This is a genomic window from Pseudonocardia nematodicida (assembly GCF_040105385.1).
GTDB lineage: Bacteria > Actinomycetota > Actinomycetes > Mycobacteriales > Pseudonocardiaceae > Pseudonocardia > Pseudonocardia nematodicida.
Genome location: NZ_JBEDNQ010000002.1, coordinates 41,757 through 67,646, shown reverse-complemented (window position 1 = coordinate 67,646; position 25,890 = coordinate 41,757). Strand labels below are relative to the sequence as shown.

23 protein-coding genes are annotated in these 25,890 nt (G+C 70.3%); 19 read left to right on the top strand and 4 right to left on the bottom strand.

Annotated elements, in window-relative coordinates; translation table 11 throughout:
- The first annotated feature begins 17 nt into the window (after nt 1–17).
- From WIS52_RS04660 to WIS52_RS04650, 3 genes are all read left to right on the top strand, one after another.
- On the top strand, nt 18–512 hold the full coding sequence (locus tag WIS52_RS04660) for a nuclear transport factor 2 family protein (protein ID WP_349296850.1): 495 nt from the start codon (nt 18–20) through the stop codon (nt 510–512).
- Nucleotides 513–615: 103 nt separating this feature from the next.
- On the top strand, nt 616–1,848 hold the full coding sequence (ccrA, locus tag WIS52_RS04655) for a crotonyl-CoA carboxylase/reductase (protein ID WP_349296849.1): 1,233 nt from the start codon (nt 616–618) through the stop codon (nt 1,846–1,848).
- A gap of 79 nt (nt 1,849–1,927) precedes the next feature.
- The gene (locus WIS52_RS04650; RefSeq protein ID WP_349296848.1) at nt 1,928–3,016 is read left to right on the top strand and encodes a CE1758 family FMN-dependent luciferase-like monooxygenase; all 1,089 of its coding nucleotides are present in this window, start codon (nt 1,928–1,930) and stop codon (nt 3,014–3,016) included.
- Nucleotides 3,017–3,026: 10 nt separating this feature from the next.
- On the opposite strand, the gene WIS52_RS04645 is transcribed toward WIS52_RS04650, so the two are convergent.
- A complete protein-coding gene (locus WIS52_RS04645) occupies nt 3,027–4,229 on the bottom strand; it encodes an NAD(P)/FAD-dependent oxidoreductase (protein WP_349296847.1) in 1,203 nt (400 codons plus the stop codon).
- Nucleotides 4,230–4,370: 141 nt separating this feature from the next.
- On the opposite strand from WIS52_RS04645, the gene WIS52_RS04640 reads away from it, so the two are divergent.
- From WIS52_RS04640 to WIS52_RS04575, 14 genes are all read left to right on the top strand, one after another.
- Nucleotides 4,371–4,985, top strand: a complete 615-nt coding sequence (locus WIS52_RS04640; RefSeq protein ID WP_349296846.1) for a cupin domain-containing protein — start codon at nt 4,371–4,373, stop codon at nt 4,983–4,985.
- Nucleotides 4,986–5,085: 100 nt separating this feature from the next.
- Complete coding sequence (locus WIS52_RS04635; RefSeq protein WP_349296845.1) at nt 5,086–6,282, top strand: FAD-dependent monooxygenase; 1,197 nt, start codon at nt 5,086–5,088, stop codon at nt 6,280–6,282.
- Between the two features lie 137 nt (nt 6,283–6,419).
- Entirely contained in the window at nt 6,420–7,349 is a 930-nt protein-coding gene (locus WIS52_RS04630; protein WP_349296844.1) for a cupin domain-containing protein, read from the top strand.
- A 95-nt stretch (nt 7,350–7,444) separates the two neighbouring features.
- Nucleotides 7,445–8,293 carry a fumarylacetoacetate hydrolase family protein gene (locus tag WIS52_RS04625; RefSeq protein ID WP_349296843.1) on the top strand — a complete coding sequence of 283 codons (849 nt, stop codon included), beginning with the start codon at nt 7,445–7,447 and terminating at the stop codon, nt 8,291–8,293.
- A gap of 69 nt (nt 8,294–8,362) precedes the next feature.
- Nucleotides 8,363–9,241, top strand: coding sequence for an HpcH/HpaI aldolase/citrate lyase family protein (locus tag WIS52_RS04620; protein WP_349296842.1), 879 nt, complete (start codon nt 8,363–8,365; stop codon nt 9,239–9,241).
- Nucleotides 9,242–10,015 (top strand): enoyl-CoA hydratase/isomerase family protein, encoded by a 774-nt coding sequence (locus tag WIS52_RS04615; protein WP_349296841.1) that lies wholly within the window; start codon nt 9,242–9,244, stop codon nt 10,013–10,015.
- A 95-nt stretch (nt 10,016–10,110) separates the two neighbouring features.
- Nucleotides 10,111–11,865, top strand: a complete 1,755-nt coding sequence (locus WIS52_RS04610; protein WP_349296840.1) for a thiamine pyrophosphate-binding protein — start codon at nt 10,111–10,113, stop codon at nt 11,863–11,865.
- A gap of 7 nt (nt 11,866–11,872) precedes the next feature.
- The gene (locus WIS52_RS04605) at nt 11,873–13,093 is read left to right on the top strand and encodes a CaiB/BaiF CoA transferase family protein (protein ID WP_349296839.1); all 1,221 of its coding nucleotides are present in this window, start codon (nt 11,873–11,875) and stop codon (nt 13,091–13,093) included.
- On the top strand, nt 13,090–14,616 hold the full coding sequence (locus WIS52_RS04600; RefSeq protein ID WP_349296838.1) for an aldehyde dehydrogenase family protein: 1,527 nt from the start codon (nt 13,090–13,092) through the stop codon (nt 14,614–14,616). Before WIS52_RS04605 ends, WIS52_RS04600 begins: the two co-directional genes overlap by 4 nt.
- An 8-nt stretch (nt 14,617–14,624) precedes the next feature.
- The gene (locus WIS52_RS04595) at nt 14,625–14,975 is read left to right on the top strand and encodes a hypothetical protein (protein ID WP_349296837.1); all 351 of its coding nucleotides are present in this window, start codon (nt 14,625–14,627) and stop codon (nt 14,973–14,975) included.
- A gap of 47 nt (nt 14,976–15,022) precedes the next feature.
- Nucleotides 15,023–15,918 (top strand): IS5 family transposase gene (locus tag WIS52_RS04590; RefSeq protein ID WP_349296836.1). Its coding sequence is split into 2 segments (ribosomal slippage): nt 15,023–15,398 and nt 15,398–15,918, totalling 897 coding nucleotides; the frame shifts between segments, so codons are not numbered across the junction.
- 29 nt (nt 15,919–15,947) lie between these two features.
- Nucleotides 15,948–17,270: an MFS transporter gene (locus tag WIS52_RS04585; protein WP_349296835.1), complete on the top strand. Its 1,323-nt coding sequence runs from the start codon at nt 15,948–15,950 to the stop codon at nt 17,268–17,270.
- Between the two features lie 212 nt (nt 17,271–17,482).
- Nucleotides 17,483–18,670, top strand: coding sequence for a cytochrome P450 (locus WIS52_RS04580; RefSeq protein WP_349296834.1), 1,188 nt, complete (start codon nt 17,483–17,485; stop codon nt 18,668–18,670).
- A gap of 43 nt (nt 18,671–18,713) precedes the next feature.
- Complete coding sequence (locus WIS52_RS04575) at nt 18,714–19,901, top strand: cytochrome P450 (RefSeq protein WP_349296833.1); 1,188 nt, start codon at nt 18,714–18,716, stop codon at nt 19,899–19,901.
- A gap of 82 nt (nt 19,902–19,983) precedes the next feature.
- On the opposite strand, the gene WIS52_RS04570 is transcribed toward WIS52_RS04575, so the two are convergent.
- The 3 genes from WIS52_RS04570 to WIS52_RS04560 all read right to left on the bottom strand — a co-directional run bounded on the left by WIS52_RS04570 (nt 19,984) and on the right by WIS52_RS04560 (nt 22,595).
- The gene (locus WIS52_RS04570) at nt 19,984–20,997 is read right to left on the bottom strand and encodes a virginiamycin B lyase family protein (RefSeq protein WP_349296832.1); all 1,014 of its coding nucleotides are present in this window, start codon (nt 20,995–20,997) and stop codon (nt 19,984–19,986) included.
- Nucleotides 20,998–21,061: 64 nt separating this feature from the next.
- Complete coding sequence (locus tag WIS52_RS04565; protein ID WP_349296831.1) at nt 21,062–21,667, bottom strand: nuclear transport factor 2 family protein; 606 nt, start codon at nt 21,665–21,667, stop codon at nt 21,062–21,064.
- A gap of 43 nt (nt 21,668–21,710) precedes the next feature.
- On the bottom strand, nt 21,711–22,595 hold the full coding sequence (locus WIS52_RS04560; RefSeq protein WP_349296830.1) for an SDR family NAD(P)-dependent oxidoreductase: 885 nt from the start codon (nt 22,593–22,595) through the stop codon (nt 21,711–21,713).
- Nucleotides 22,596–23,012: 417 nt separating this feature from the next.
- On the opposite strand from WIS52_RS04560, the gene WIS52_RS04555 reads away from it, so the two are divergent.
- Together WIS52_RS04555 and WIS52_RS04550 are read left to right on the top strand one after the other, a co-directional pair.
- Nucleotides 23,013–24,389, top strand: a complete 1,377-nt coding sequence (locus tag WIS52_RS04555) for an FAD-dependent oxidoreductase (protein WP_349296829.1) — start codon at nt 23,013–23,015, stop codon at nt 24,387–24,389.
- An 80-nt stretch (nt 24,390–24,469) separates the two neighbouring features.
- Complete coding sequence (locus WIS52_RS04550) at nt 24,470–25,813, top strand: MFS transporter (RefSeq protein WP_349296828.1); 1,344 nt, start codon at nt 24,470–24,472, stop codon at nt 25,811–25,813.
- The last annotated feature ends 77 nt before the right edge of the window (nt 25,814–25,890 follow it).

Genomic DNA, 25,890 nt, shown 5'->3' with positions numbered 1-25,890 from the left:
GACTCGACGGAGCCATCATGGACGACCACGAGATCCGGGCGCGCCAGGAGATCCTCGACCTCATCAGCGAGTACACGATCAGCAACGATCGGGCCGAGTGGGACCGGATGGACCGCATCTGGGCCGACGACGCCGTCCTGCGGGTCCCCGGGGTCGGCGACGGCCGGTACGACGGACGTGACGCCATTATGTCCCGGTACCGGGTCCGTGCGGCACGGACCCTGCGCTCGGACAGCGCCGGCGCCGAGGGGAAACCGGACATGACGGTGTCCCGCCACCACCTGACCAGCACGCGCATCACGATGACCGACGCCGCTCGCGCCGAGGGCGTCACCTACTACGTCGTGGTCACCGATGCCGGTTACGACCACAGTGGAACGTACGAGGACACCTTCGTGCTGGTCGACGGCCGGTGGCTCATCGCGGAGCGGGTCATCCTCGTCGAACACGTCGGTGCCGACTCCTACTACGGCTTTCTGCGCGCCGCGGCTGCCGCGAACACCGCCGGCTGACGCGCGCCGGGCCCCTCCCCTCTCTTCTTCGACGGACAAGGACTTCGACGTGGCCGATTCCCGACCGAACGAACATCGCACCGTGGTCACCCCCGGTGCGGAGGTGACACCTCTCGGAGAACTGCCCCCGCTGGGCGTGGTCCCGGCGCACATGCACGCGCAGGTGGTCCGGCCCGACCGCTACGGCGACCCCGCGACCGCCTTCCGTCCGGAGGTGGTGCCCACCCCGGACATCGGCCGCGACGAGGTGCTGATCGCGGTCATGGCCGCCGGCATCAACTACAACAACGTCTGGGCCGCGCGCGGATACCCGGTGGACCAGATCGCGGTCCGCGCACGCCGGGGCGAGGTCGAGGACTTCCACGTCGGCGGTTCGGACGCGGCCGGGATCGTGTACGCCGTCGGCGACGAGGTGGACGGCATCGCGGTCGGCGACGAGGTCGTCACCCACCCCGGGTGGTGGTCCGCCGACGACGAGTGGATCGCCCGCGGGAAGGACCCGATGATCGCCCCCTCGGCGCGCATCTACGGCTACGACACCAACTACGGGTCGTTCGGCCAGTTCACCCGGGTCCAGGCCCACCAGGTGATGCCCAAGGCAGCGCACCTGACCTGGGAGCAGGCGGCGGCACCGACGCTGGTGGGCACCACCGCGTACCGGATGCTGCACGGGTGGGCCGGCAACACCGTTGCCGAGGGCGACGTGGTGCTGGTGTGGGGCGGCTCGGGCGGGCTGGGGACGCAGGCCATCCAGATCGCCCGGCTCGCCGGCGCCGTGCCGGTCGCTGTCGTCTCCGAACCGGAGCGGGGGGCCTACGCCGAGAAGTTCGGGGCCGCCGGCTGGATCAACCGGCGCGACTTCGGGCACTGGGGTGTGCCACCGCTCGTCGAGGACGTCGCGGGCCAGAAGGAGTGGACCGCGGAGGCCCGTCGGTTCGGGAAGAGGATCTGGGACGTCGTCGGCCGCCGCCAGGATCCTGCACTCGTCTTCGAGCACCCCGGCGCCGCCACGATCCCGACGAGCATCTTCGTGTGCGAGCCGGGCGGGATGGTGGTGATCTGTGCCGGCACGTCGGGCTACGACGCAATGGTCGATCTCCGCTACCACTGGACACGGCAGAAGCGGCTGCAGGGCTCGCACGGGACCAACGACGACCAGGCCCGCGCGTACAACGACCTCGTGCTGGCGGGCCGGATCGACCCGGCGCTCGGACGGGTCGTCGCCTTCGACGAGATCCCGGCGGCGCACGCCGCCATGGGTCGTGGCGAGGACGTCTTCGGTAACATCTCGGCGCTGGTCGGCGCCCCCGTTCCCGGTACCGGAGCCGAGGACTGAACGGACCCGACGTCGCCGGTGGTCTTGCGCCCGCAGGCGCGGGTCGCCGGTGCCGGCCTGGGCGGACCGAGGAGCGATGATGCAGATCGGGATCTTCAGTGTCGGCGACCTGACGGCGGACCCCGTGACGGGCTCCACGCCGACCGAGCACGAGAGGATCAGAGCGACCGTCGCGATCGCCCGGAAGGCCGAGGAGGTCGGTCTGGACGTCGTGGCGCTCGGTCAGCACCACAATCCGCCGTACGCCGCATCGTCGCCGACGACCACGCTGGCCTACATCGCGGCGCAGACCGAGCGGATCATCCTCTCGACCGCCACGACACTGATCACCACCACCGACCCGGTGCGCATCGCGGAGGACTACGCCCAGCTCCAGCATCTCGCCGAGGGAAGGGTGGACCTCGTACTCGGCCGGGGCAACACCGGACCCGTGTACCCGTGGTTCGGCAAGGACGCCCGCGACGGCGTCGAGCTGGCGATCGAGAACTACGCCCTGCTCCACCGGCTGTGGCGGGAGGAGGCGGTGGACTGGGAGGGACGTTTCCGGACGCCGCTGCAGAACTTCACCTCCACTCCGCGCCCGCTCGGCGGTGTCCCACCCTTCGTGTGGCACGGCGCGGTCCGCAGCTCGGAGGTCGCCGAACAGGCCGCCTTCTACGGCAACGGCTTCTTCGCCCATCACGTCTTCTGGCCGGCGTTCCACACGGCACGACTGGTGCAGACCTACCGGGAACGCTTCGAGCACTTCGGCCACGGCGCGGCCGACCAGGGGATCGTCGGTCTCGGCGGACAGGTCTTCGTGCGCTCCCGCAGCCAGGACGCGGTCCGGGAGTTCCTCCCGTACTTCGACAACGCGCCGATGTACAGCAAGAGATACAGCCTCGAACAGTTCATGGGGGCGACCCCGCTCACGGTCGGCTCGCCGCAGGAGGTGATCGACCGGACGCTCGGGTTCCGTGAGTACGTAGGCGACTACCAGCGCCAGTTGTTCCTCGTGGACCACGCGGGTGTCCCGCTCACGACGGTCCTGGAGCAGCTGGACATCCTCGGCGCCGAGGTCGTGCCCACCCTCCGCAAGGAGTTCGCGGCGCTCCGCCCGGCGCACGTGCCCGAGACGCCGGCCGACCGGCACCGCGTCGTACCCGCGAGGTCGGTGGCGGGCGGCTGAGCGGCGCCGCTCAGCGGGCGGCCGCTCCGCGGCCCTCCATCTCGGCGACGAGCTGCTCGCGCAGCCCCAGGGCCTCACGCGGCATGTTCCAGGTCAGGACCGCGACGAGCCGGCCGTCGTGCTGGTAGGTCGCCGCGAACCGGCCCTCCGCCGGGTCGCCCCGGACGATCCTCTTCGTCGCGCTCTCGTGTGGTGCGCCGTAGACCTGCAGTTTGACGTCGTACTGGTCGCTCCAGAAGAAGGGCACCGGTGCGAAGTCCTCCGCCTCGGTGCCGAGCAGCGAGCGGGCCGCCGCGGCGCCCTGCTCGAGTGCGTTGGTCTGGTGCTCCACACGCATCCTCCTGCCGAAACCCGGGTGCTCCCAGCTGGCGACGTCACCCGCGGCGACGATGTCGGTCCCGGCCCGGCACCGGGCGTCGCAGTCGACGCCGTCGGTGAGCGAGAGACCGCTGCCGGCGAGCCACCCCACATTGGGGGTCGAACCGATCGCGACGAGGACCGCATCGGCGGCCAGCACCGAGCCGTCGGTCAGCTCGACGGTCGTGACCCGACCGTCCACACCGGTCAGCGCCCGCACCCCGACGCCGGTCCGGACCTCCGTGCCGTGCGACGTGTGCAGTGCGGCGACGTGCCGGGCGATGTCGGATCCCAGCTGGCGGATCATGGGGGCCGGCAACGGGTCGACCAGCGTGACGTGCACATCGGACCGGCGCGCGACCGCGGCCACCTCGCAGCCCAGGAAGCCGGCGCCGACGATGACCAGCCGGCGTCCGGCGACCAGCTCCCGGCCGACCGCCTGTGCGTCCTCGAGGGTGCGCAGCACCTGCACCCCGGCCAGGTCGTGACCGTGCGCGAGGCGGCGGGGTGATACACCCGTGGCGATCACCAGCCCGTCGTACTCGACGACGGACCGGTCGGAGAGCGTCACCCGGCGAGCGGCCGGGTCGAGCCCGACGGCCCGGACCCCGAGGCTCCAGGACGCGTCCAGTTCCTCGATCTCGGCGGCCGTGCGCAGGAACGCACGGTCGGCGGCCCACCGGCCGTCGAGCACCTGCTTGGACAGCGGTGGCCGCTTGTACGGAAGGTGCGGCTCCGCGCCCACGATCACCAGCTCGTCGTCGAACCCCTGCGTGCGCAGCGTCTCGGCGGCGGCCAGCCCCGCCGCCGATGCGCCGAGGACGGCGATCCGGCCGCGTCGTCCCGCTCGTCTCATGATCACGTCCGTAGTCGTCGGAGTCCGGCTCGACGGCGTGGTCGCCGTTCGGTTATTGCTCAGTACACTGATGAACGCTACGGTCGGATGCGGATCGACGTCAAGCTCCGATGGCGCGGCCGGTTCTGTGGGAGGAGTCCGATGGATCAGCAGTACGAGCGCGGGTGGCGTCGGTACTCGTTCGACGGGGCGGCGATGCGCGCGGTCCGCGCGCACGGGGCCGAGGTCGAGATCGCTGTCGCGTCCGCGTTCGACCGCGGCGCCGGCGAGATGGCCATGACGCTGCTCGAGCTCCCGCCGCACGACCGAGGTGACGCGATCGGAATGCACATCCACCGGGATGCGCCGACCGGCCGGGACGCGGAGGAGGTCTACATCGTCGTCCAGGGCAGCTGTGTGATGACCTTCTCGACGGGGGAGGAGGTCGCCCTGGCGCCGGGGGACGCGGTGACGACCTACCCGGGCACCGGGCACGCGGTGCGCGTGCTGGGGGAGCAGCCGGTGCGCATCGTGGTCGTGGTGCCACACGCGTTCCGCGCCGAGGGGGCCGAGTTCACGGGGGAGCGGCTGCCCGGCGGCTTCGCTCCGCGCATCGAGGTCGTCCGGTGTCATCCCACTCGCATGACGCCGGAGCACGCGCGCTGCTCCGGCTGCGGCGCCGAGTGGGTCGTGGAGGCCGGGGTCGCGCTCCCGACATGGGCCGCGGAGCACCCGTGCGACGTGATCGGCTCCGATCCGGTTCCCGCTCCGGCCTGATCGGCTCACCGCCGGAAGCGGCGGCGGGAACATGATGATGTATTGACCCGGAGGGCAGTCGGCCCTAATATTAATCAGTACACTGAGTAAGGAGGTTCTCGTGTGGAAGAGTCCTTGCTCGGCTGATTTCGTCGTCATCGGCGGAGGAATCGGCGGACTTGCGGCGGCGTTACAGATCGTTCGTCGGGGTGTCGGCAACGTCGTCGTCCTGGAAAGGGCGCCGGAGTTCGGTGAGGTGGGAGCGGGGCTGCAATTGGCGCCGAACGCCAGTCGTGTTCTCGACGAACTCGGGGTTCTGGATGCGGTGAGCGGGACCGCGTTCCGTCCGGAGCGTCTGGTCCTGCGGGACATCGTCGAGGGTGACGAGATCACCGCGCTGCGGACCGGCGAGGGGTTCACCGACAGGTACGGCTACCCGTACCTGGTGGCCCACCGGGTCGATGTGCACCGGGCGTTGCTGGAGGCCTGTGCGGCGGAGGACGGGGTCACGCTGGTCCCGGGCGTGACGGTGTCCGAGGTGACCCAGGATGCGGACGGCGTGGTGGTCCACTGTGACGGTGGAGCGCGCTACTCCGGCTCGGCCGCGATCGGCGCGGACGGCATCGCCTCCACCGTGCGGCAGCAGCTCATCGAGGACGGGCCCCCGGTCGCGACCGGTTACGTCGCGTACCGGGGCACCGTTCCGGCGGAGGACGTCAAGGCGTCCACGGGCGGGTCCGAGCTGACCGACATGGTCATCTGGATCGGGCCCGGCATCCACCTCGTGCAGTACCCGGTGCGCGGCGGGCGACTCTGCAACCAGGTCGCGGTGTTCCGCAGTGACGTGTTCACGGCCGACCCCGGCGCCGGTGAGTGGGGTACCCCGGCGGAGTTCGAGGAGAGGTTCCGGTGCGCGACGTGGCAGGTGCGTCGGAGCATCGAGCTGATGGACACGTCGCGGCGGTGGGAGATGTACGACCGGCCGCCGACGCCCGGCTGGGCGAGCGGGCGCATCGCGTTGCTCGGCGACGCGGCCCACCCGATGCTGCAGTATCTCGCCCAAGGGGCCTGTCAGGCCCTGGAGGACTCACGAGCGCTCGGATCGAGCCTCGCCGGCGCGGCCGACATCGGGCCGGCGTTGAAGGACTACGAACGGCAGCGGTATCCGCGCGCCGCAGTGGTACAGACCAAGGCCCGCGCCTTCGGTGAGATTCTGCACGCCGACGGCGCGCTCGCAGCGATGCGCAACTATTTCCTGCGGCGCCGGAGCGACACCGACTACGAGCCTGTCGACTGGCTGTACGTGCCGGACGGGTGACGCGGGCGAATCTGATGACGGGAAGTCGACCAATGGCGATCGAGAACGACGACCAGGCGTACGGGGGGCTCAGTGATCTGGGGGCAGCGCCTCTCTGGCGCTATCTCGGAGATCTGTTCAGGCCGGAGCCGAAATCGATGGCGGTTCCGACCGTGTGGAGTTACGGCGCGCTGCGCGACCATGCGATGTACTTCGCGGAGCACCTCCCCATCGAGGACGCGCAGCGTCGCGTCCTCATGCTCGTCAACCCGGGGCTGCAGGAGCCGCCGGCGACGGTCAACACCTTGTACGCGGGGATCCAGATCCTGCTCCCCGGGGAGCAGGCGCCCGCGCACCGGCACACCTCGAACGCCTTCCGGTTCGTCATCGAGGGTTCGGGCGTCTACACGACGGTGGCGGGGGAGCGGGTGCACATGAACCCCGGTGACCTGCTCATGACGCCCGGTATGCAGTGGCACGACCACTTCCACCCCGGCGACGACCCGATGATGTGGCTCGACGGGCTCGACTATCCGCTGATCAACAAGCTGGAAGCCGGCTTCCACGACATCTACGCCGACGAGTTCCAGAAGTCGGAGTCACCGGACGACATCTCGACCCGGCAGTACATCCACGGACGCCTGAACCCGACGTGGCTGCGCCGGGATTCGCCGAACACCCCGGTCGGCAACTATCCGTGGGCCGAGACCGAGCGTGCGCTCGCCGCCATCGGCGACGACGTCGACGGGTGCGAGCACGACGGCGTCGCCCTCGAGTACACCAATCCGCTCACCGGCGGTGCCGTCCTCCCGACGATCGGGTGCCGGGTCCACCGGTTGAAGCCCGGCTTCGCCGGGCGGCCCCGGCGACACACGCCGAGCACGATCTACCACGTCGTCCGCGGTCACGGCTCGACGCAGGTGGGCGACCGGTTGCTCGAGTGGCATCCACACGACGTCTTCGTCGTCCCGGGCTGGGCGTCCTATCAGCACCACAACGGCGCCGCGGACGACGACGCCGTGCTCTTCAGCTACTCCGACGAGCCGGTGATGCGGGCGCTGGGCCTGCACCGCGAGGAGTCGCTCTGACGGTGCGCCTGCCGCATCCCGCCGGGGCGCACCACGCACCCGTCCCCACGTCCATCTGCGCACCACGTCCATCTGCGAAGGGGAGGAGTACCTCCATGCGTCTGGCGAGCTTCGACGACGGCCGGGTCGGTGTCGTCCAGGACGGGCACGTCCACGAGGTGGCCGGGTTCGGCCCCGCACGAGCCGGTGAGCACAGCGCCGCGCGCCGGCTGATCACGACCCACCCGCACCTCCGATCCGCGGCCGAGCTGGAGCTCGGGGACCCGGTCCCGCTGCGGGACGTCGCGCTCCTGCCGCCGGTCCCGGACCCGAGCAAGGTGTTCGGAGCACCGGTGAACTACGTCGACCACCAGCGGGAGATGGACGAGGCCGTCCAGGTCTCCGGCCTCGGGCTGTTCCTGAAGGCACCCTCCTCGCTCGTCGGGAGCGGCGGCGAGGTCCGGCTGCCCTACACCGACCGCCGCTTCGACCAGGAGGGAGAAGTCGCGGTCGTGATCGGACGACGCGCACGGCACGTCACGACGGCCGAGGCTCTCGACCACGTGTTCGGCTACACCGCGTTGCTGGACATGACGATGCGGGGTCGCGAGGACAGGTCGACGCGGAAGTCGTTCGAGACCTTCACCCCGCTCGGGCCCTGGATCGTCACCCTCGACGAGATCGGGAACGTCGACGACCTGGACTTCAGCTGCCGGGTAGGCGAGGAGCTCCGCCAGAAGGCGTCCACCGCGAGCCTCATCTGGGGGTTCGCGGAGCTGGTCGCCTACGCCTCGTCCATCACGACGCTGGAGCCCGGCGACGTCATCACCTCGGGGACCCCGGCCGGGGTCGGCCCGGTCGGGCCCGGCGACACGATCCGGGTCGACGTCGCGGGCCTCGGCGGCGAGCTGACGGTCCGGGTGACCGCGGACGGTGCCGTCGCCTGCCCGACCGGACGTCACTGATCCATATCGGACGGGTGCCGACACCCGTCCCGAGGAGACACACATGCGGACCGAGGACGGATCCAGATCATGAACCGCACGGGTGACGATACGGCCGGCCCGCCGGCCGGTCCTGCCGTCCTGTTCTGCCCCGCAGATCGTCCGGACCGCTTCGCGAAGGCGTTCGAGGTGGCGGACGCCGTCATCCTCGACCTGGAGGACGCCGTGCGCCCCGACCGCAAACAGGTCGCTCGCGAGGCGCTCCGTGCGGGATTCGGGACACTGCCCGCGGAACGTGCCGTCGTCCGGGTCAACGCGCCGCACACCGCGGAGGGACGGGCCGATCTGGAGCTCGTGCGGTCCGTGGGCGTCCGGTTCGTCATGCTGCCGAAGGCCGAGTACCCCGCCGACGTCGAGCAGTTCGATCCGGCATCGGTGATCGCGTTGTGTGAGACGGCACGCGGGGTCGAGAACGCGCCCGCCATCGCGGCGGCCGGTGGCTGCGTCGCACTGATGTGGGGCGGGGAGGACCTCACCGCCGACATCGGGGGGCGCAGCAGCCGCGACGCCACCGGCCGGTACCTGCCCCACGTGAGCTACGCGCGCGCCCGCATCCTCGTCGCCGCCGCCGCCGCCCGGGTCGTCGCCTGGGACGGCGTGTACCTCGACATACCCGATCGTGCCGGACTCGAGGCCGAGTGCGACGACGCCGTCGCGATGGGCTTCGCGGCCAAGGTGGCGATCCATCCCAGCCACACGCCGGTCATCCGCCGCGCCTACCGGCCGACCGACGATGAGCTGGCCCGGGCGGAGGAGCTGCTCGGCGCGGTCGGCGCGTCGACGTCGGGGGTGGTCACGGTCGGCGGCCGCATGGTCGACGGACCGCTGGTCGCCATGGCCCGTGCGGTCGTGGCCGCCCGTCGCTCCGCGATCCCGGGTGCGGACCACGAGACGAAGGAGAGGATCTGAGTGAGCATCCTGTTCGACATCGACGACGGTGTCGCGACCGTGACGATCAACCGCCCGGAGCGGCTGAACGCGATGGACGGCCCCACCTACCAGGCGCTGTCCGAGGCGTGGGTCCGGATCCGCGACGACGTCGACATCCGGGCCGCGGTCGTGACCGGTGCCGGGAACAGGTCGTTCACCGCCGGTGCCGACCTGAAGTCGTTCGTCGGATCGCCGGGCGACCTCTCGCAGTTCTGGATGACCCAGAAGGATCAACTGCTCAACAAGGGACTCGAGGTCAACAAGCCCGTCGTGGCCGCGGTCAACGGGTACTGCATGGGCGGTGGGGTCACCTTGCTGCTGGCCACCGACATCCGGGTGGCCTCGGCGCACGCGACCTTTGCACTGAGCGAGGTCAAGCGCGGTCTGCTCCCGGCGAACGGGGGCACGCAACGCGTGCTGGAACAGCTGCCGTACCCCATCGCCATGGAGATGCTGCTCCTGGGGGAGCCGATCGACGCGGACACCGCACTGCGGTGGGGACTGCTCAACCGGGTCGTCTCCGGGGACGACCTGATTGCCACGGCGCAGGGCTACGCGCGCCGGCTGGCGTCGCTGCCGCCACTGGCGGTGCAGGCCTGCAAGGAGCTGGCCGTGCGAGCCCGTGACCTCGACCGGACCTCCGGTCTGCGGTTGGAGGAAACCATGCTGCGGATGCTCAAGTTCACCGATGACGCCGCCGAGGGCATCGCGGCGTTCACCGAGCGGCGCGAACCGGTCTGGCAGGGGCACTGACCGGCGCCCTCACCACGAACACCACTCTCCGATCGCCCGGTCCCGGTCGTCCCGACCGGTCGCGGCGCGATCACCGGATCGAAAGGGACGGGCCCATGACGCTCATGCGCGGCGCCGACGCAATCCTGGACACCCTGGAAGCAGTGGGTACCGACCTGCTGATCGGCTACATCGGACACACCACACAGGAACTGGCCGATGCCACCCGGGAGCGGCCGGGGATGCGGACCATGTACCCCGCCACCGAGCTCGGCGGCGCGCACGTGATCAACGGCTACAACATCGTGAAGGGCCGTGCAGCCGCCGCCGGTCTCTGGCACACCTGCGGGACGCTGCTGATCCCGGCAGCCCTCTACGAGGGGATGTTCTCCCGGATCCCGTCGGTGCACCTGGGATTCAACGTCGACGGCTCCTTCCAGGGACGCGAGTCGATGCAGGAGATGCCCAACGTCGACGTTTTGACGCCGATGACCCGCTACTCGACCAGGGTGGAACGCCCGGACAAGCTGCCGGAGACGATCAGCCGGGCCGCCCACCGTGCGCACGGCGCACCCGCCGGCCCGACCTTCGTGGACATCCCGTTCGACCTCACGGTCGACACCGCCGAGACGACCGTCCCGACGGGCTGGTCCGCGCCGGTCAACCGGTCCGGGGCGGATCCCGAGCAGATCCGCGCGGCGGCACGCCTGCTCGTCGGGGCGCGCCGCCCGGTCATGATCGTCGGAGGCGGCGCGGTCTGGTCCGGTGCGGACGAGGAGGTCGCGCGGCTCGCCGAACTGCTCGGCATCCCGGTCACCACGACCTTCACCTCCCAGGGGATCCTCCCCGAATCCCATCCCCTGGCGCTCGGTACGAGCGGTCCGATCGGCTGGCGTTGCGCGAACGACTGGATCGCCGACGCCGACGTCGTGCTGGCCGTCGGCTCCCGCCTCTCGGAATGGGGGTACGCCCAGTCCTACACCGCCGACATGCCGGGACGCCTGATCCACGTCGACACCGACCCCGCGCAGCTGGGCAACTTCTACTACCCCGAGATCGGAGTGGTCGCCGATGCGCGGACGGTACTGCGGCAGCTCGTCGAGGCGGTCGGGCAGGACCCCGGGTTCGTCCCGACCCCGTACCGGGACCGTGCCCACTTCGCCGCTGTCCGGGAGGCCAAGGAGAAGTGGGTGGCCGGCACGCGCGAGCGGGCGCTGGTCGAGGACAGCCCGATCAGCCCGTGGCGCGTGGTCTCGGCCATCGAGTCCGCGTTGGATCCGACGGACTACATCGTGTCCGACGCCGGGAACAACACGGGCTGGGTGTTCCAGGGGGCGGCGGCGGAACGGTCCCGGCGGCTGGTGACCACGGCGGGCGCCGGCGTCCTCGGCGCCGGCTTCCCGATGGCGCTCGGGGTCAAGCTGGCCCGGCCGCAGTCCCAGGTCGTGGTGGGCGTCGGTGACGGTGGATTCGGTTACGCGCACAACGAGATCGCCTTCGCGCTGCGAGAGAACATCCCGGTCACCGTCGTGGTCTTCAACGACTCGGCGCTGGGCGCGAACAAGGGGTTCATGACCAACCTGTACGGCCAGCCGTCCTGGACGGCGCTCAACAACCCGGACTTCGTCGCCCTGGCCCGCGCCTACGGCGCCGACGGCGAACGGGTCGAGGACGCCGGGCAGCTCGACGACGCGGTGAAGCGCGGCGTCGCCTCCGGCACGGTGTACGTCATCGACGTCCCGATCGGGCAGGACTACGGCTACCCGGCCACGACGTCGGGCGGGAAGGTCAAGTGGCCCGCGCGGCAGTGGCCGGCCGACGTGATCGGCACGCGCTCGCCCGGCACGTTCACCCGCTCCACGACGGGCTGAGCGCGCGATGGGCGACCGCACGGGGGCGGAACGACCACTCGACGGGATCACCGTCGTCGACCTCACGGTGAACATCGCCGGGCCTTCGGCGACGCTCGTGCTGGCCGACCTCGGCGCGCGGGTCATCAAGATCGAACCGCCGGGTGGTGACATCTCGAGGGAGTGGCACCCGCAGGATCCGGACGGCTTCTCCGCGGTGTTCTCGGCGTTCAACCGGACCAAGCAGTCCGTCGTGGTCGACGCCAAGAGTCCGGAGGGGCTGCGCCTGATCCGGCGGCTCGTGGGCGGGGCCGACGTGTTCGTCGAGAGCATGCGGCCGGGGAAGGCGGCGGCGCTCGGCCTCGGCTGGGACGACCTCCGCGCGGTGAACGACCGTCTCGTGTACTGCAGTGTCAACGCCTTCGGCGACGTCGGCCCGATGGGTGGGGTGCCCGGCTTCGACGCCGTCGTCCAGGCCTACTCCGGCCTCATGGACCTGACCGGACACCCCGACGGTGATCCGGCCCGGGTCGGGGGCGCGGTGGTCGACGTCGGCACCGGAACCTGGGCCGCGCTCGCCGTGGTGGCCGCGCTCCTCCAGCGGGAACGCGACGGTCGGGGCCGTCGCGTCGAGACGACGATGCTCGGGACGGCGATCGGTTTCCTCATGCACCATCTGGTGTCGGCCAGGTCGGCGGGCGTCGCACCCCGTCGGCTCGGGACGGCCCAGCACAACTTCGCCCCCTACCAGGCGGTCCGGGCCGCGGACCGGATGGTCATGATCGGTGTCAACAGCGACGCCATGTGGCGGCGGGCGGCGCGGGCACTCGGCGTGCCGGAGCTGACCGACGACGTCCGGTTCGCCACGAACGAGGCCCGCCTGGCACACCGGGCAGAGCTGATCGCCGGTATCGAGGCCGCCACCACGGCGGTCCCCGCCGACACCCTTCTCGATCGGCTCGTGGCCGCGACGGTGCCGGCCTCGGTCGTCCGGCCGATCGAGGACCTCGCGACCGACGTCCAGCTCGACGCGCTGCAGGTGTGGGGGACGACGTCGTCCGGCACCCCGTTGCCCCGCACCCCGGTCGCGGACAACGGGCACCGGATCGGTGACGTGCCCCGGGTGGGCGAGCACACACACGACGTCCTGCGCGGACTCGGGCTCAGCGGGGAGGAGATCGGCGCGGCGGTGCAGGCGCGCGTGGTCGCGATCGACCCGCAGCACACGATGGAGAGGCAACGGTCATGACCGGCACGCTCGAGCGGCCGACGCTGCGCAACCCGTACGACGGCCTCGCGTCCTACGGGCTGTTCATCGACGGGGTATGGGTCGACGCGCGGGACGGCGGGACCTTTCACTCGGTCGACCCCACCACGGGACGCCCGTGGGCCGAGGTGGCACGGGGCCGGGCCGTGGACGTCGACGTCGCCGTCGCGGCCGCCCGGCGGGCCTTCGACGGTGGATGGCGGCGGACCGGGGCCGCCGAGCGCGCGGCGGTGCTGCGCCGGCTCGGGGACGTGCTGGCCCGGCCGGACGTGGTCGAGCGGCTGGCGGTCCACGAGATGCTGGACACCGGGAAGGTCGTCCGCGAGGCGGTCGGGCTCGCCCGCGCGTTCAGCTCGTGGTGCTACTACTACGCCGGTGTCGCCGAGAGCCACCGCGGCAGCACGATCCCGGTTCCCATGCGGGACACCTTCACCTACAGCGTGCCCGAGCCGGTGGGAGTGGTCGCGGCCATCACTCCGTGGAACTCACCGATCCTGCTGATGCTCTGGAAGCTGTGCCCGGCGCTGGCGGCCGGGAACACCGTCGTCATCAAGCCGTCCGAGGTCGCCCCGGTGTCGACGCTGGAGTTCGCGACGCTGCTGGCGGAGGCGGGAGTCCCACCGGGGGTCGTCAACGTCGTCCCGGGGGGGCGCGATGCGGGAGCGGCACTCGCCGCCCACCCGGGGGTCGACAAGGTCGCGTTCACCGGGTCGACGGCGACCGGGCGCAGCGTCATGCACGCCGCCGCCGACAACCTGACCAGGGTCTCGCTGGAGCTCGGCGGAAAGTCGCCGAACATCATCTTTCCGGACGCCGACATCGACCTCGCGGTCAACGGCGTCGTCTCGGGCTGTTTCGCCGCCGGCGGGCAGATGTGTACCGCGGGATCGCGCGTCCTCGTCCACCGCTCCGTCCACGACGAGGTCCTCGACCGGCTCACCGCGCGGGCGCAGGCGGTGCGGTTCGGGGACCCGTTCGACTGGGAGTCCGAGATGGGGGCCCTGACCTGGTCCCGGCAGTACGAGTCGGTGCTGGGACGGATCCGGACCGCCGTCGCCGAGGGGGCGCGGCTGGTCACCGGCGGGGACCGGCCGGCGACCGCGCCGACGTCGACCGGGTTCCACGTCGCCCCCACCGTCTTCGCCGACGTCCGGCCCACGATGGAGATCGCGACGGAGGAGATCTTCGGTCCGGTCGCGGGCCTCATGCCGTTCGACTCCGAGGACGACGCGATCGCGATGGCCAACGACACGCCCTACGGCCTCGCCGCCGCCGTCTGGACCACCGATCTCGGGCGCACCCGGCGGATGGTCGACGCGCTGGAGGCGGGCACCGTGTGGGTCAACTGCTACCGCCGGGTGTCCGCCGCCGCGCCGTTCGGGGGCTGGAAGGACAGCGGGCTCGGCAGCGAGAACGGTCTGGAAGTGATGAAGGAGTACACACGCTCCAAGGTCGTGTGGATCGACACCAACCCGGACGCGCGTGACGCGTTCCGACTCGCGTGAGGCCGGCAGTGGTCCAGCGCGACCGCGTTGTCATCCGGTTCGCGGCGATCCCGGGCACCCCGGGACTCGAGCACCGGGTCGTCGTCCAGAAGGGATTCGGGCTCGCCGTCGTCGAGTCCTCCTCGGTCGACGAGTCGCAGATCGTCACCCACGACGAGACCGACCACGAGCTCGCCTTCGCGCTGTCCCGGCTCTCGGACCAGGACCTCAACCACACCGTCACCGGAATCTTCCGCAACGCACCGCGGACCACCTACGACGACGCGGCCTGCGCCCAGGTCCAGGCGGCGACCGACGCCCGCCCGGACGCGGACCTGCAGGCCCTGCTCAACGGCCGCGACACCTGGACCGCCCGCTAGGGCGTGTCCTGCAAATGATCTAAGGCTCGGGCCGGGATGATCTTCAGGTGGTCGGCAGAGGCGAGTTGACCGACAGGGCCTGGGCGCAGATCGAGCCGCTGCTCCCGGCCAACGGCGGTCGGGGGCGGCAGTGGCGTGATCACCGACAGGTGATCAACGCGATCCTGTGGAAGCTGCGCACCGGTGCTCCGTGGCGGGACCTGCCCGAGCGCTACGGGCCCTGGAAGACCGCGCACGAACGGCTGCGGATCTGGACCGCGGACGGCACCTGGGAGACCGTCCTGGACCAGGTCGTGGTCAAAGACGACTCCATCGGCGCGGTGGAGTGGACCTTCAGCATCGACTCCAGCAACGTCCGGGCCCATCAACACTCCGCCGGGGCCCGGAAAAAGGGGGCTGCGCCACCGCCTGGGTCGAAGCCCTCGCCGTCGACGGCGAAGCCCTCGGACGCTCCCGCGGCGGACTGACCAGCAAGATCCACCTCGCCGTCGACGGTCGCGGTCTGCCGATGTCGATCATCTGCACTCCGGGCCAGGCCGGGGACAACCCGCAACTGCTCCCGCTGCTCGACCAGGTCCACGTCCACCGCGACGGCCCCGGCCGGCCGCGTAAGCGCCCGGACCGGGTCTTGGCCGACAAGGCCTACTCCCACCCATCGACACGGCGAGCGCTGCGCGAGCGCGGGATCGCTTTCACCAGCCCGCAGCGCGCCGACCAGGTGAAACACCGCCAGTCCCGAGGCAGTCGTGGTGGGCGTCCACCCTCGTTCGATCCCGGCCTCTACGCCGACCGCAACGTCGTCGAACGCTGCTTCAACCGGCTCAAGCAGTTCCGGGACCTCGCCACCCGCTATGTCAAACGCGCTGCCTACTACCGGGCCGGGCTCGTCATCGCCGCGATCGTGCTCTGGACCCGCACCACCGAATTACAGGACACGCCCTAGACACCCGATCAGAGAGGACGGAGCGGCCGATGCTGTCCACTCCCGACGAACATGCCGGACCCCGACGCCAGTCGGTGCGCAAGGCCGGCACTGCCGGACTGCTCGGCACCGCCATCGAGGGGTACGACTTCGCCGTCTACGCCTACCTGGTCGTCTTCATCGCGCCGCTGTTCTTCCCGGCCGAGAACCGGACCGTGGGCATCCTCGCCGGCCTGCTCGCGCTGGGCGCGGGCTACCTCGCGCGACCGCTCGGCGGACTGTTCTTCGGCCGGCTCGGCGACCGGCGGGGACGGCGGTTCGCGCTCGTCGTGACCATCACGATGATGGGGAGCGCCACGTTCCTGATGGGGGCGCTGCCCACCTACGAGTCGATCGGTGTGTGGGCGCCCGTCCTGCTGGTCCTGCTGCGGATCGTCCAGGGGTTCTCGGTCGGCGGTGAGCTCATGGGTGCCGCGACCTACGTGACCGAGCACGGGACGGGACGCAACCACGGTGTGCTGAGCGCCATCGTCCCCTTCGGCAACTCGCTCGGCGGAGCGCTGGCGCCCGGAGTGGTCGGGGTCGTCACCCTGCTCATCGCGGACCAGGCCATGGGGGAGTGGGGATGGCGCGTCCCGCTCCTGCTGTCGCTCCCGCTGACCGTCCTGGTCCTGGTGCTGCGGACCCGGCTGTCGGACTCCCCGGAGTTCGAGAAGCTCGCCGAGCGGCAGGACGTCACGACGGGATCGCCGGTCCGTGAGGTGCTGGCGCATCATCGCGCGGCCCTGCTGCAGGTGGTCGTGCTGTCGGCATCGGTCATGTTCGTCGGGTTGTTCGCGGTCTCCTACCTCACCCTCGACATGCAGTCGACCGCGGGGAGGAGCCCCGGCGAGGCGGCCCGGATCGCCGCGGTCGCCTCGTTCTGCCTGATGCCCTGCCAGCTCGTGACGGGACGGCTGGTCGACCGGTTCGGCCGCTTCCGGCTGCAGGTCGTGCTGTTCGCGGCCAGCGCCTGCGTGGTCGTCCCGACCATGTACACGATCTCCGACCCCGGCCTGCCGGTCGCCGCCTCGGTGCTGGTGTACGTGGTGTTCTACTGCGTCGCCGGATGCACGTTCATCCCCGCGTTCGGCGCCTTCACCGCGCTGTTCCCGACCCGCGTCCGCTACACGGGATCCGCGCTGGGCTTCGGAATCGGATCATCCATCGGGGCCGGCTTCGGCCCGTTCCTGTCGTCCTACAGCGCAGATCTCGCCGGGAATCGGTACGCGGCCGCCGTGCTGTTCGTCGCGGTCGTGGTACTCGGGCTGGTCGCGAGCTGGACCATGCGGCCGGTGGCCGGACCCGTGGCCGCCATGACGCCGCGTCGCTAGTCGGAGCTCCGGCGCACGTCCACCCGCACGCCGATGAATGGGGCGGCCCGATCGGTGTGACAGCATTGACAGAAAGCATTACCGGAGTTACTGTCACAAACAGTCAGCACACTGAACATTTGATCAGCTGACAGTCGACATCCCGCATTGAGGTCGCGAGACGATCTCGGCATTTGTCGATGGAACCATGCCCTCGTCGGAGAGGATCCATGATGACCGAAGCTGCCGGGACGCCCTTTCCGGGACGACGATTCCGTCTCGTCGAACCCGAGGTCGCAAAAGACCCCGGCGCCTATTTCGATACACTCCGCTCGACGTGCCCGGTGGCCAGGAGCACCGACTTCGGCGGCTTCTGGGTCCTGTCCACCCACAGCGACGTACACGAGGCGTGCCTGGCACCCGAGGTCTTCAGCAGTGCCGGGCCGATCAACATCCCGGCCATCCCCCAGCCGCCCGTCATCTGCATCGAACAGGACGATCCCGAGCATCGGAAGTACCGCAAGCCGATGCAGGGGTGGTTCTCGGCGAAACGGGTGCAGGGCTTGGAAGACCAGGTCCGGACGATCGTCGCGGACTGCATCGACCGGGTCCTCGCCGATGGTGAGGGCGACCTCGGCGCGATTCTGGCGGCGCCGGTCCCGCCCACCGTCATCGCGCTCGTGCTCGGCCTTCCCGAGCAGGACTGGGAGTGGTTCCGCGAACGGGAGACCACGCTGATCGCCCATGCCCAGGTCGGCGACTCGGAAGCCGCCGCCCCGGTCTACCGGGAGATCGCGGACTACCTGTCGGCACACATCGGTGATCGGCGCACCGCACCTCGGGCGGACATGCTGACCGACATCGCGCAGCTCACGATCGACGGGAGTCCCGTTCCGCACGAGGACGCCGTCGGCCTGGCGTTCCTCATCCTCGGAGCCGGTCACGAGACGACCGTCGGTGGTATCGGCGGGATGCTCTACCAGGTACTGAAGGACACCCGCGTCCGTGACCAGCTCGTAGCCGACCCGTCCCGGGCGGAGATCGCCGTGGAGGAGGCGTTGAGGCTGGAGGCGCCCCTGCTGGGGCTGGCCCGGACCCTCGCCGGGACCGCGACGATGCGCGGGGTCGACATGTCCGAAGGCGACCGGGTGATGCTCCTCTTCGGGGCCGCCAACCGGGACGACGCCGTGTTCGAGTCTCCAGAGGATTTCCGGCTCGATCGGACCAACGTGCAGAAGCACCTCGCCTTCGGCGCCGGCGTGCATCGCTGCGTCGGTGCCCCGCTCGCCCGCCTGGAGATGCGCATCGTCCTCGAGGAGGTCCTCACCCGGATGCCGGGGGTGCGCCTGACCGATCCCGACTCCGTCTCCGTGAGATGGACGGTCGGGCGCGAGTTCAGCAATCTGCACGCATCGTGGTGACCTGCCACGCCGTAGAAGGGTTCGTCAAGGCATGACCTCACTCATGGAATTCCCCTTCTTCCGCGGGAACTCGCTGTTGCCGCCGGCCGAGTACGCCGTGCTGCGGGACGCGAACCCCGTCACCAGGGTTCGGCTGAGGAGTGGCCAGGAGGCGTACCTGGTCAACCGCTACGACGATCTCCGGAAGCTGCTGAGCGACGATCGGGTGAGCGTCGACCGCAGGAACTCGGGGTTCCCGGTCCTCAGCGAGTCGCACGGCGTCCTCCGTCAGCGATCGCTGCTCCACATGGATCCACCACAGCACGCGACGATCCGCCGGCTCCTCGCCGGGCATTTCACCGTGTCCCGCGTCGCGAAGCTCCGGCCGCAGATGGAGGCCGTCATCACCAGGCGGTATCAGGAGATGCTCGCCAAGGACGGCGATGCGGAGTTCGTCCGCGACTTCGCACTCGCCGTTCCCTCGGAACTCATCTGCCTCAGCCTCGGTATTCCGTACGACGAACGGCACGACTTCTTCGAGGAACGCACCGCGATCACGACGAGCCATTCGGTGGCCGGGGAAGCGGTGACCTCGGCGGAGGACGAGCTGCGGGACTACGTGGAGAGCGTCGTCAGGTCGCGGGTGGGGAGCACCGGCGACGACGTGATCAGCAAGCTCGTGGTCGCGGCCGGGACGGCCGGGGTGGAGCTCGACGAGGTGGTGTCGTTGGTGCACCTCATGCTGATCGCGGGCCACGAGACGTCGACCAACGCACTGGCACTGAGCCAGCTCCTGATCTTCGATCACGACGAGCTGGTCGCCGAGCTGAGCGCCGACCCGGGACTGATCCCGGGGGCGATCGAAGAGCTCCTGCGCTACACGAGCATCGTCCAGTACCAGGTGCTGCGGGTCGCGGTCGACGAGATCGAGCTGGGTGGGACGGTCATCCCGGAGGGCAGTCCGCTCATCGCGGCGGTCCAGTCGGCGAACCACGATCCGCACCAGTTCGCCGACGCCGGACGTTTCGACATCCGCCGGCAGAACGCGTCGTCCCACGTCGCGTTCGGTTACGGCATCCACCAGTGTCTCGGTCAGCAGTTCGCCCGGGGCGAGCTCCGGGTCGCCTTCGAGGTCATGCTGAACATGCCGAACCGCGTGCGGAGCGTCCGCCCCGACGAGGTCGTGTTCAAGCTCGATTCCTTCGTGTTCGGGCCGCGGGAGCTTCCGGTTCGCGCGGTGCCCGCGCGCTGACCCCACGGCCCGGGCCGCCGGTCTTGAGCCGGACGGAGGCGAGGGGGAGCCGGCGCGCGGCCGGCTCCCCCTCGCCGTCGTGTCAGCCCTGGGGCGACGTGGGGATGTCGAAGTAGGCGAGCCGGTTCGCCTTGAACATCCCGAAGACGATGCGGCCGGGCATCTCGGCGGTCAGGTCGCACGGCGCCGAGTCGGGCGTCGGGGTCCTGAGGTAGGTCGCCGTCTTCGTGACGGGGTCGAAGCGGCCGACCCGGTCGCCGTTGCGGTACATCCCGCTCACGAAATAGATCATGCCGTCGCTGCCGAACCGCAGCGTTCCGGGATCGAGGTCCGGTCCGCCGCCCAGCTCGAACTCCTCGATCTTCCCGGTCTCCGGGTCGAGCGTCCCGATCTTCTGGCCGACACCCTCGGTGAACCAGAGGATCTTCCCGTCGGGGGACCGGGTGAGGCCGCCGACCATCGCCCGCGGCGTCGGCACCTGGTAGAGCGTGAGCTCCTCGGTGAAGACGTTCATCAAGCCGATCTCGTTGCTGTTGACGGTGCTGAACGCGACCGTGTCACCCGGACCCGGCTGCATGCAGAACAGTCCCGACCGCGGGGTCTCGAGGTCCCACTTCGTGAAGGTGAAGTCGTTCATGTCGAGCCGGCCGATGGCGTTCGTCCCGGCCATCACGAACCAGAGATGCCCGTCCCTGCCGAAGGTCATGTCGAACGGCACGGAGATGCCGAAGGTGTGCACCCCCTTGCCCTCGGGGCCGACGTCGAACAGGCCGTCCCACGGGAAGTGGAAGTTGGTGATCTCCAGGGTCTTCGTGTCGATGCGACCGATGGCGTTGCCGTGGACCTGGCCGTACCAGATGTTGCCGTCCGGACCCCGCTCCATCGGCCCCGGTGCGGCCGTCTTGTTCGGCAGCGGGACCTCGGTGATCTCGAGCGTGTCCGGGTTGATCCGGGCCATCTTGTTGCCGTTCATCTGGGCGGTCCAGATGTTGCCCATGAGATCGAACTCGGCCTCGCAGGGGTAGCAGTCCGAGGTCGGGAACTCGGGGTACTCGATGATCGGGCCCCAGCTGGGAGTGGTGTCGTTGTCCTGCACGCGACGGCTCCTTCTCGTGTCGGTCGGGGCGCCCGGCCGGCCCGGGCGCGGTGTCGTCGGTGGCTCAAGCGGTGGCGGAGGAACCCGGCAGCGGAGGCAGCGAGCTCAGGATGTCGGCGACGTCGCCGCTGCCCATCACGCGCCGGACGTTCTCCGCGATGCGCCAGTGGCCGTCGACCCGGCGGAACGACCACCGGTTCACGCAGTGGTTCTGGTACTGGATCGACGGCGCGGTGCTGCCGACCGACCGGCAGTAGACGATCGAGTTGCTGATGATCACGGCGTGGTCCTCGTCGTGCTGGACGAAGACCGACGGCTGGCCGTCCATGTGGTGCTGGGCCTTGCCCGCGAACCGCTCGTGCCGATCCGCCCGGATGCAGTCCTGAAGCTGGGTCCGGCCGACGAAGCGGACGTTGCGCAGCGGCAGGTCCAGCGTCGTCGGGTCGGTGGTGCGCGGCCGCATCTTCTCGTCGAAGTAGTCGGAGTCGTCGAAGAAGGTGAAGTCCATGATGCCGTCGTCGGTGAACAGGTCGACCCACTCGGCGTAGAGCCCGTGGTCCGCGTAGAGCCCGTAGCGCGCGAGCAGCTCCTTGCAGTCGCGCTCGGCCTCGAGCGTCGCCAGCCGATCGGCGATCGATGCCCGGTCGAGCTCGGTGGTGGTGGCGTTCATCCGCAATCTCCTGGGGTCGGTGGTGTCGGGTCCGGTCGTGGGCTCAGGAGTCGTACTGCTCCTGGATGGAGGAGAGGATCCGGAAGTCCCCGGCGTCGTAGATGGCGTCGAAGGCGTCGACGACGTCGGCGAGGTCCGGTCCGGTCGGCGTCACCCCGCGGGTCTTGGCGGTGAAGACCCGGGCCCAGACGCCGGCGCCGGCGCTCAGCGTCTGACCGTTGAGGGCGCAGGCGCTGCTGGCCAGGTACAGCGCGACGGGGGTGACCCACTTCGGGTGGACGCTGTCCTGGTCGACGTGCGGCCGGGAGTCGAAGTAGTCGGGATCGATCATCGTCCGGGCGACCGGGCACAGGGTGTTGACGCGGATGTCGCGATCGCGGTTGTCCAGCGCGGCGGACCTGCTCATGGCCAGCATGGCGGCCTTGCTCGCCATGTAGGGGAAGACGCCGGGACCGCCGAACGCCGCGGCGGCCGACGAGGTGTTCACGATCCGCCCGTAGTCCCGCTCGCGCATGTGCCCCAGCGCGGTGCGCTGTGTCCAGAAGGCGCCCAGGAAGTTGACCGCGAACACGTCCCGCAGGTGGCCGGTGCCGGTGTCGTGCGAGGTGCCCCGACCGACGATACCGGCGTTGTTGATGAGGATGTCGATACGGCCGAACCGATCGACCGTCCGCTCGACGAGGCCGACGGCGTAGTCCTCGTCGCCGATGTCACCGGTGTCGGCGACGGCCGTCAGCCCTTCCATGACGAGGGCCGAGGCGACCTCGCCGGCCGTGCACTCCTCCGGTCTGCGGCCGTGTGTGGTCCGGACGTCGTTCAGCACGACGTTCGCGCCGAGGCGCGCCAGGCGGGTCGCCTGATCATGACCCACCCCGCTCCCGGCCCCGGTGACGAGGGCGACACGGCCCTCGAACTGGGTGTCGATCACTGCCAACATCCTCCTCGATGTCGCGCCGGCCCGGCGCCGATCGACTCCGACCGTGACGCCGCGCGGTGTGGGAACGTGTGCCGGGGCCACGGACCCGGCGGCTGCCGCGGTTCGGCTCCGGCGGGCGGTGCATCCGCTGCCGCGGCGGGGTGTGACGACGATGCCGTGGCGATGGATCCAGCAGTTAATCAGTACACTGATTAATAATCTAGTCGGGCGTCCTGCCAGCTGTCAACCAGGTGATCGTGCGGCCTGGCGGGGGCGGCCGGTGCTCGCCGGGTCACGGCGAGGGCTCCCCGCTCTGTTGACACTCCCCGGAGGAACGGCTAATTTTCCGTCAGTGTACTGATGATTGGTCGCGGCACGGCATCGTCGACGACACCGGCGGCCGGACCGGCTCTCTGCACACAAAGGGGTGTGGTTGTGTTCGCTGACGAGTTCGATGTCGTGGTCGTCGGTTCCGGAATCGCCGGCCTGACCGCCGCGACCTCGGCGGTCCAGGCCGGGATGACCGTCGTGCTGCTGGAGAAGACCGAGGAGGTCGGCGGGTCGTCCGCCATGAGCGGTGGCTGGTTCGCCTTCTCCGGAACGGGCGAACAGGCCGCTGCCGGGGTCGACGACTCGCACGGGGCGTTCCGCGACGACCTGCTCGAGGTCGGGCAGCACCACAACGACGGCGAGCTGGTCGAGGCCTACCTCCTCCATCAGCGCGACGCCTACGAGTGGTTGACCGGCCTCGGCGTCCGCTTCGGCGAGCTCGGGATCAGCGCGGGCATGTCGGTGCCGCGTGGGGTGCTCACCGACATCCGTGCCGTGCTCGCCCGCCTGCACACCGTTTTCGGGGAGCTCGGCGGTGCGACCCGCCTGAACCATCGGGCGCGACGACTCGTGCGGGGCGCCGACGGCCGCGTCGGCGCGGTCGTCGTCGCCACCGGGCAGGGCGAGCGGTGCTACGTCGGCAGGCGCGCGGTGGTGCTCGCGACCGGGGGCTTCTCACGGAGCAGCCGGCTGTTGCGCACTTTCGCTCCCGAGCAGCTGCGGGCCATCCCGCACGGCGGCCCGGGGAACACCGGAGACGGCCTGCTCATGGCGTGGAGGCTGGGTGCCGGGATGGCGGACATGGCGTTCGTGTCCGGCACCTACGGCTCGCACCCGGACACGGGCGACCGGGTCCACGAGCTCCTCAGCGCCTACTACTCCGGCGCGGTGATCGTCAACCGGCAGGGCCGTCGGTTCGTCGACGAGTCGCTGGACTACAAGACCCTCGGCCGCGCGGTGCTCGCGCAACCCGAGGGGCTCGGCTTCCAGGTGTTCGACGCCGGGGTGCGGGCGCTGTCGCGTCGCGGCGTCCCGCTCAAGGACATCGACACGCTCGAGGAGATCGGCCACGTCCACCGGGCGGAGACCCTGCCGGCGCTGGCCGAGGAGGCCGGGATCGACGGCGCGGGGCTGGTGGCGTCGATCGACGCCTACAACGCCGCCGTCGACGGGGAACGCGCCGACGTCGTCGGTCGGACCCGGCTGTGCAACGGGCAGGGCGACCTGCGCCGGATCGACGAGCCCCCCTTCTTCGCCTACCCCGCCAAGACCCTCATGACGACGACCTACTGCGGGCTGACCATCACTCCGCGGGCGGAGGTCCTCGACGTCGACGGGAACGTGATCGACGGGCTCTACGCCATCGGCGAGGTCACCGGCGGTTTCCACGGCGCGGCCTACATGACGGGGACCTCCCTGGGCAAGGGAACCGTGTTCGGCCGCATCGTGGCCGGCCACATCGCAGCACGTCACTGACCGTCTTCCGCTCACGGCCCCGCCCGCTCACCCATTTCTTCTGACCAGGCGATACGTCGCCGGCGAGGAGCTGACCTGCCATGTCCACCTCGGCGAGGGACACCTCACCCACAACACGCCAGTCGACCCGCAGAGCGAGCGTCGCCGGTCTTCTCGGGACCGCCATCGAGGGCTACGACTTCGCGGTCTACGCGTACCTGGTCGTCTTCATCGCGCCCCTGTTCTTCCCGGCCGAGAACCGCGCGATCGGCATTCTGGCCGCACTGCTCGCACTCGGAGCGGGATTCCTGGCACGACCGCTCGGCGGGATCTATTTCGGCCGGATGGGAGACCGTTACGGACGGCGGTTCACGCTGGTCGTCACGATCACGATCATGGGGACGGCGACGTTCCTCATGGGCCTGCTGCCGACCTACGACTCGATCGGGATCATGGCCCCGATCCTGCTCGTCCTCCTGCGGTTCGTGCAGGGCTTCTCCGTCGGTGGCGAGCTCATGGGTGCCGCGACGTTCGTCACCGAGCACAGCTCGCAGAAGAACTACGGGTTCCTCAGCGCGATCGTGCCGTTCGGCAACGCGCTCGGCGGGGCACTGGCACCGGGGGTCGTCGGGATCGTCACCCTGTTCGTCGCCGACGACCTGATGGGTGCCTGGGGCTGGCGGATCCCGCTCCTGCTGTCGCTGCCTCTCACGGTCCTCGTGGTGGTGCTGCGCCGGCGGCTGCACGAGTCGCCCGAGTTCGGGAACCTCGCGCGCAGACGCGACACGACCGCCGCGACACCGGTGGCCGAGGTGCTGAAGCACCATCGGCGGGCGCTGCTGCAGGTGATCGGTCTGGCGACGGCGGTGATGTTCATCGGGCTGTTCGCGTTGAGCTACATCCCGCTCGACATGCAGTTCGCCGGCGGCCGGTCGGCCGGCGAGGCCGCACGGTACGCGTCGATCGCGATGTTCTGTGCCATGCCGTGCCAGCTCCTGATGGGCAGGACGGTCGACCGGTTCGGCAGGTACCGCGTGCAGCTGGTCATGTTCTGCGCGAGCGCGGCCGCGGTGTTCCCCCTGCTCTACGTCATCGGCAACGCCGACCGTCTCGGTGTGCTGGCGCCGATCACCTACGTGCTCTTCGTCTGCATCGCCGCGACCGTCTCCATCCCCGCCTTCGGGGCGTTCACCGCCCTGTTCCCGACGCACGTGCGCTACACCGGGGCGGCCATCGGCTTCGGGATCGGCTCGGTGATGGGCTCCGGCTTCGGGCCGTTCCTGTCGTCGCTGAGCGCCGAGGTGTCGGGGACGCGGTACGCACCGGGGTTCCTGTTCGTCGGCATCGCGGTGATCGGCCTGCTCACCACCTGGTCGACGCGCCCCCGGTCGCACACGGCGACCGCCCGGACGGACGGGGACGCCCCGACCCTCGTCGACAACTGACCTGCGAGGTACCCGGACACGCCGACCGTCTCCGCGACGGGCGGGTGGGTGTGTCGCCGCAGGAGCGGCCACACCTG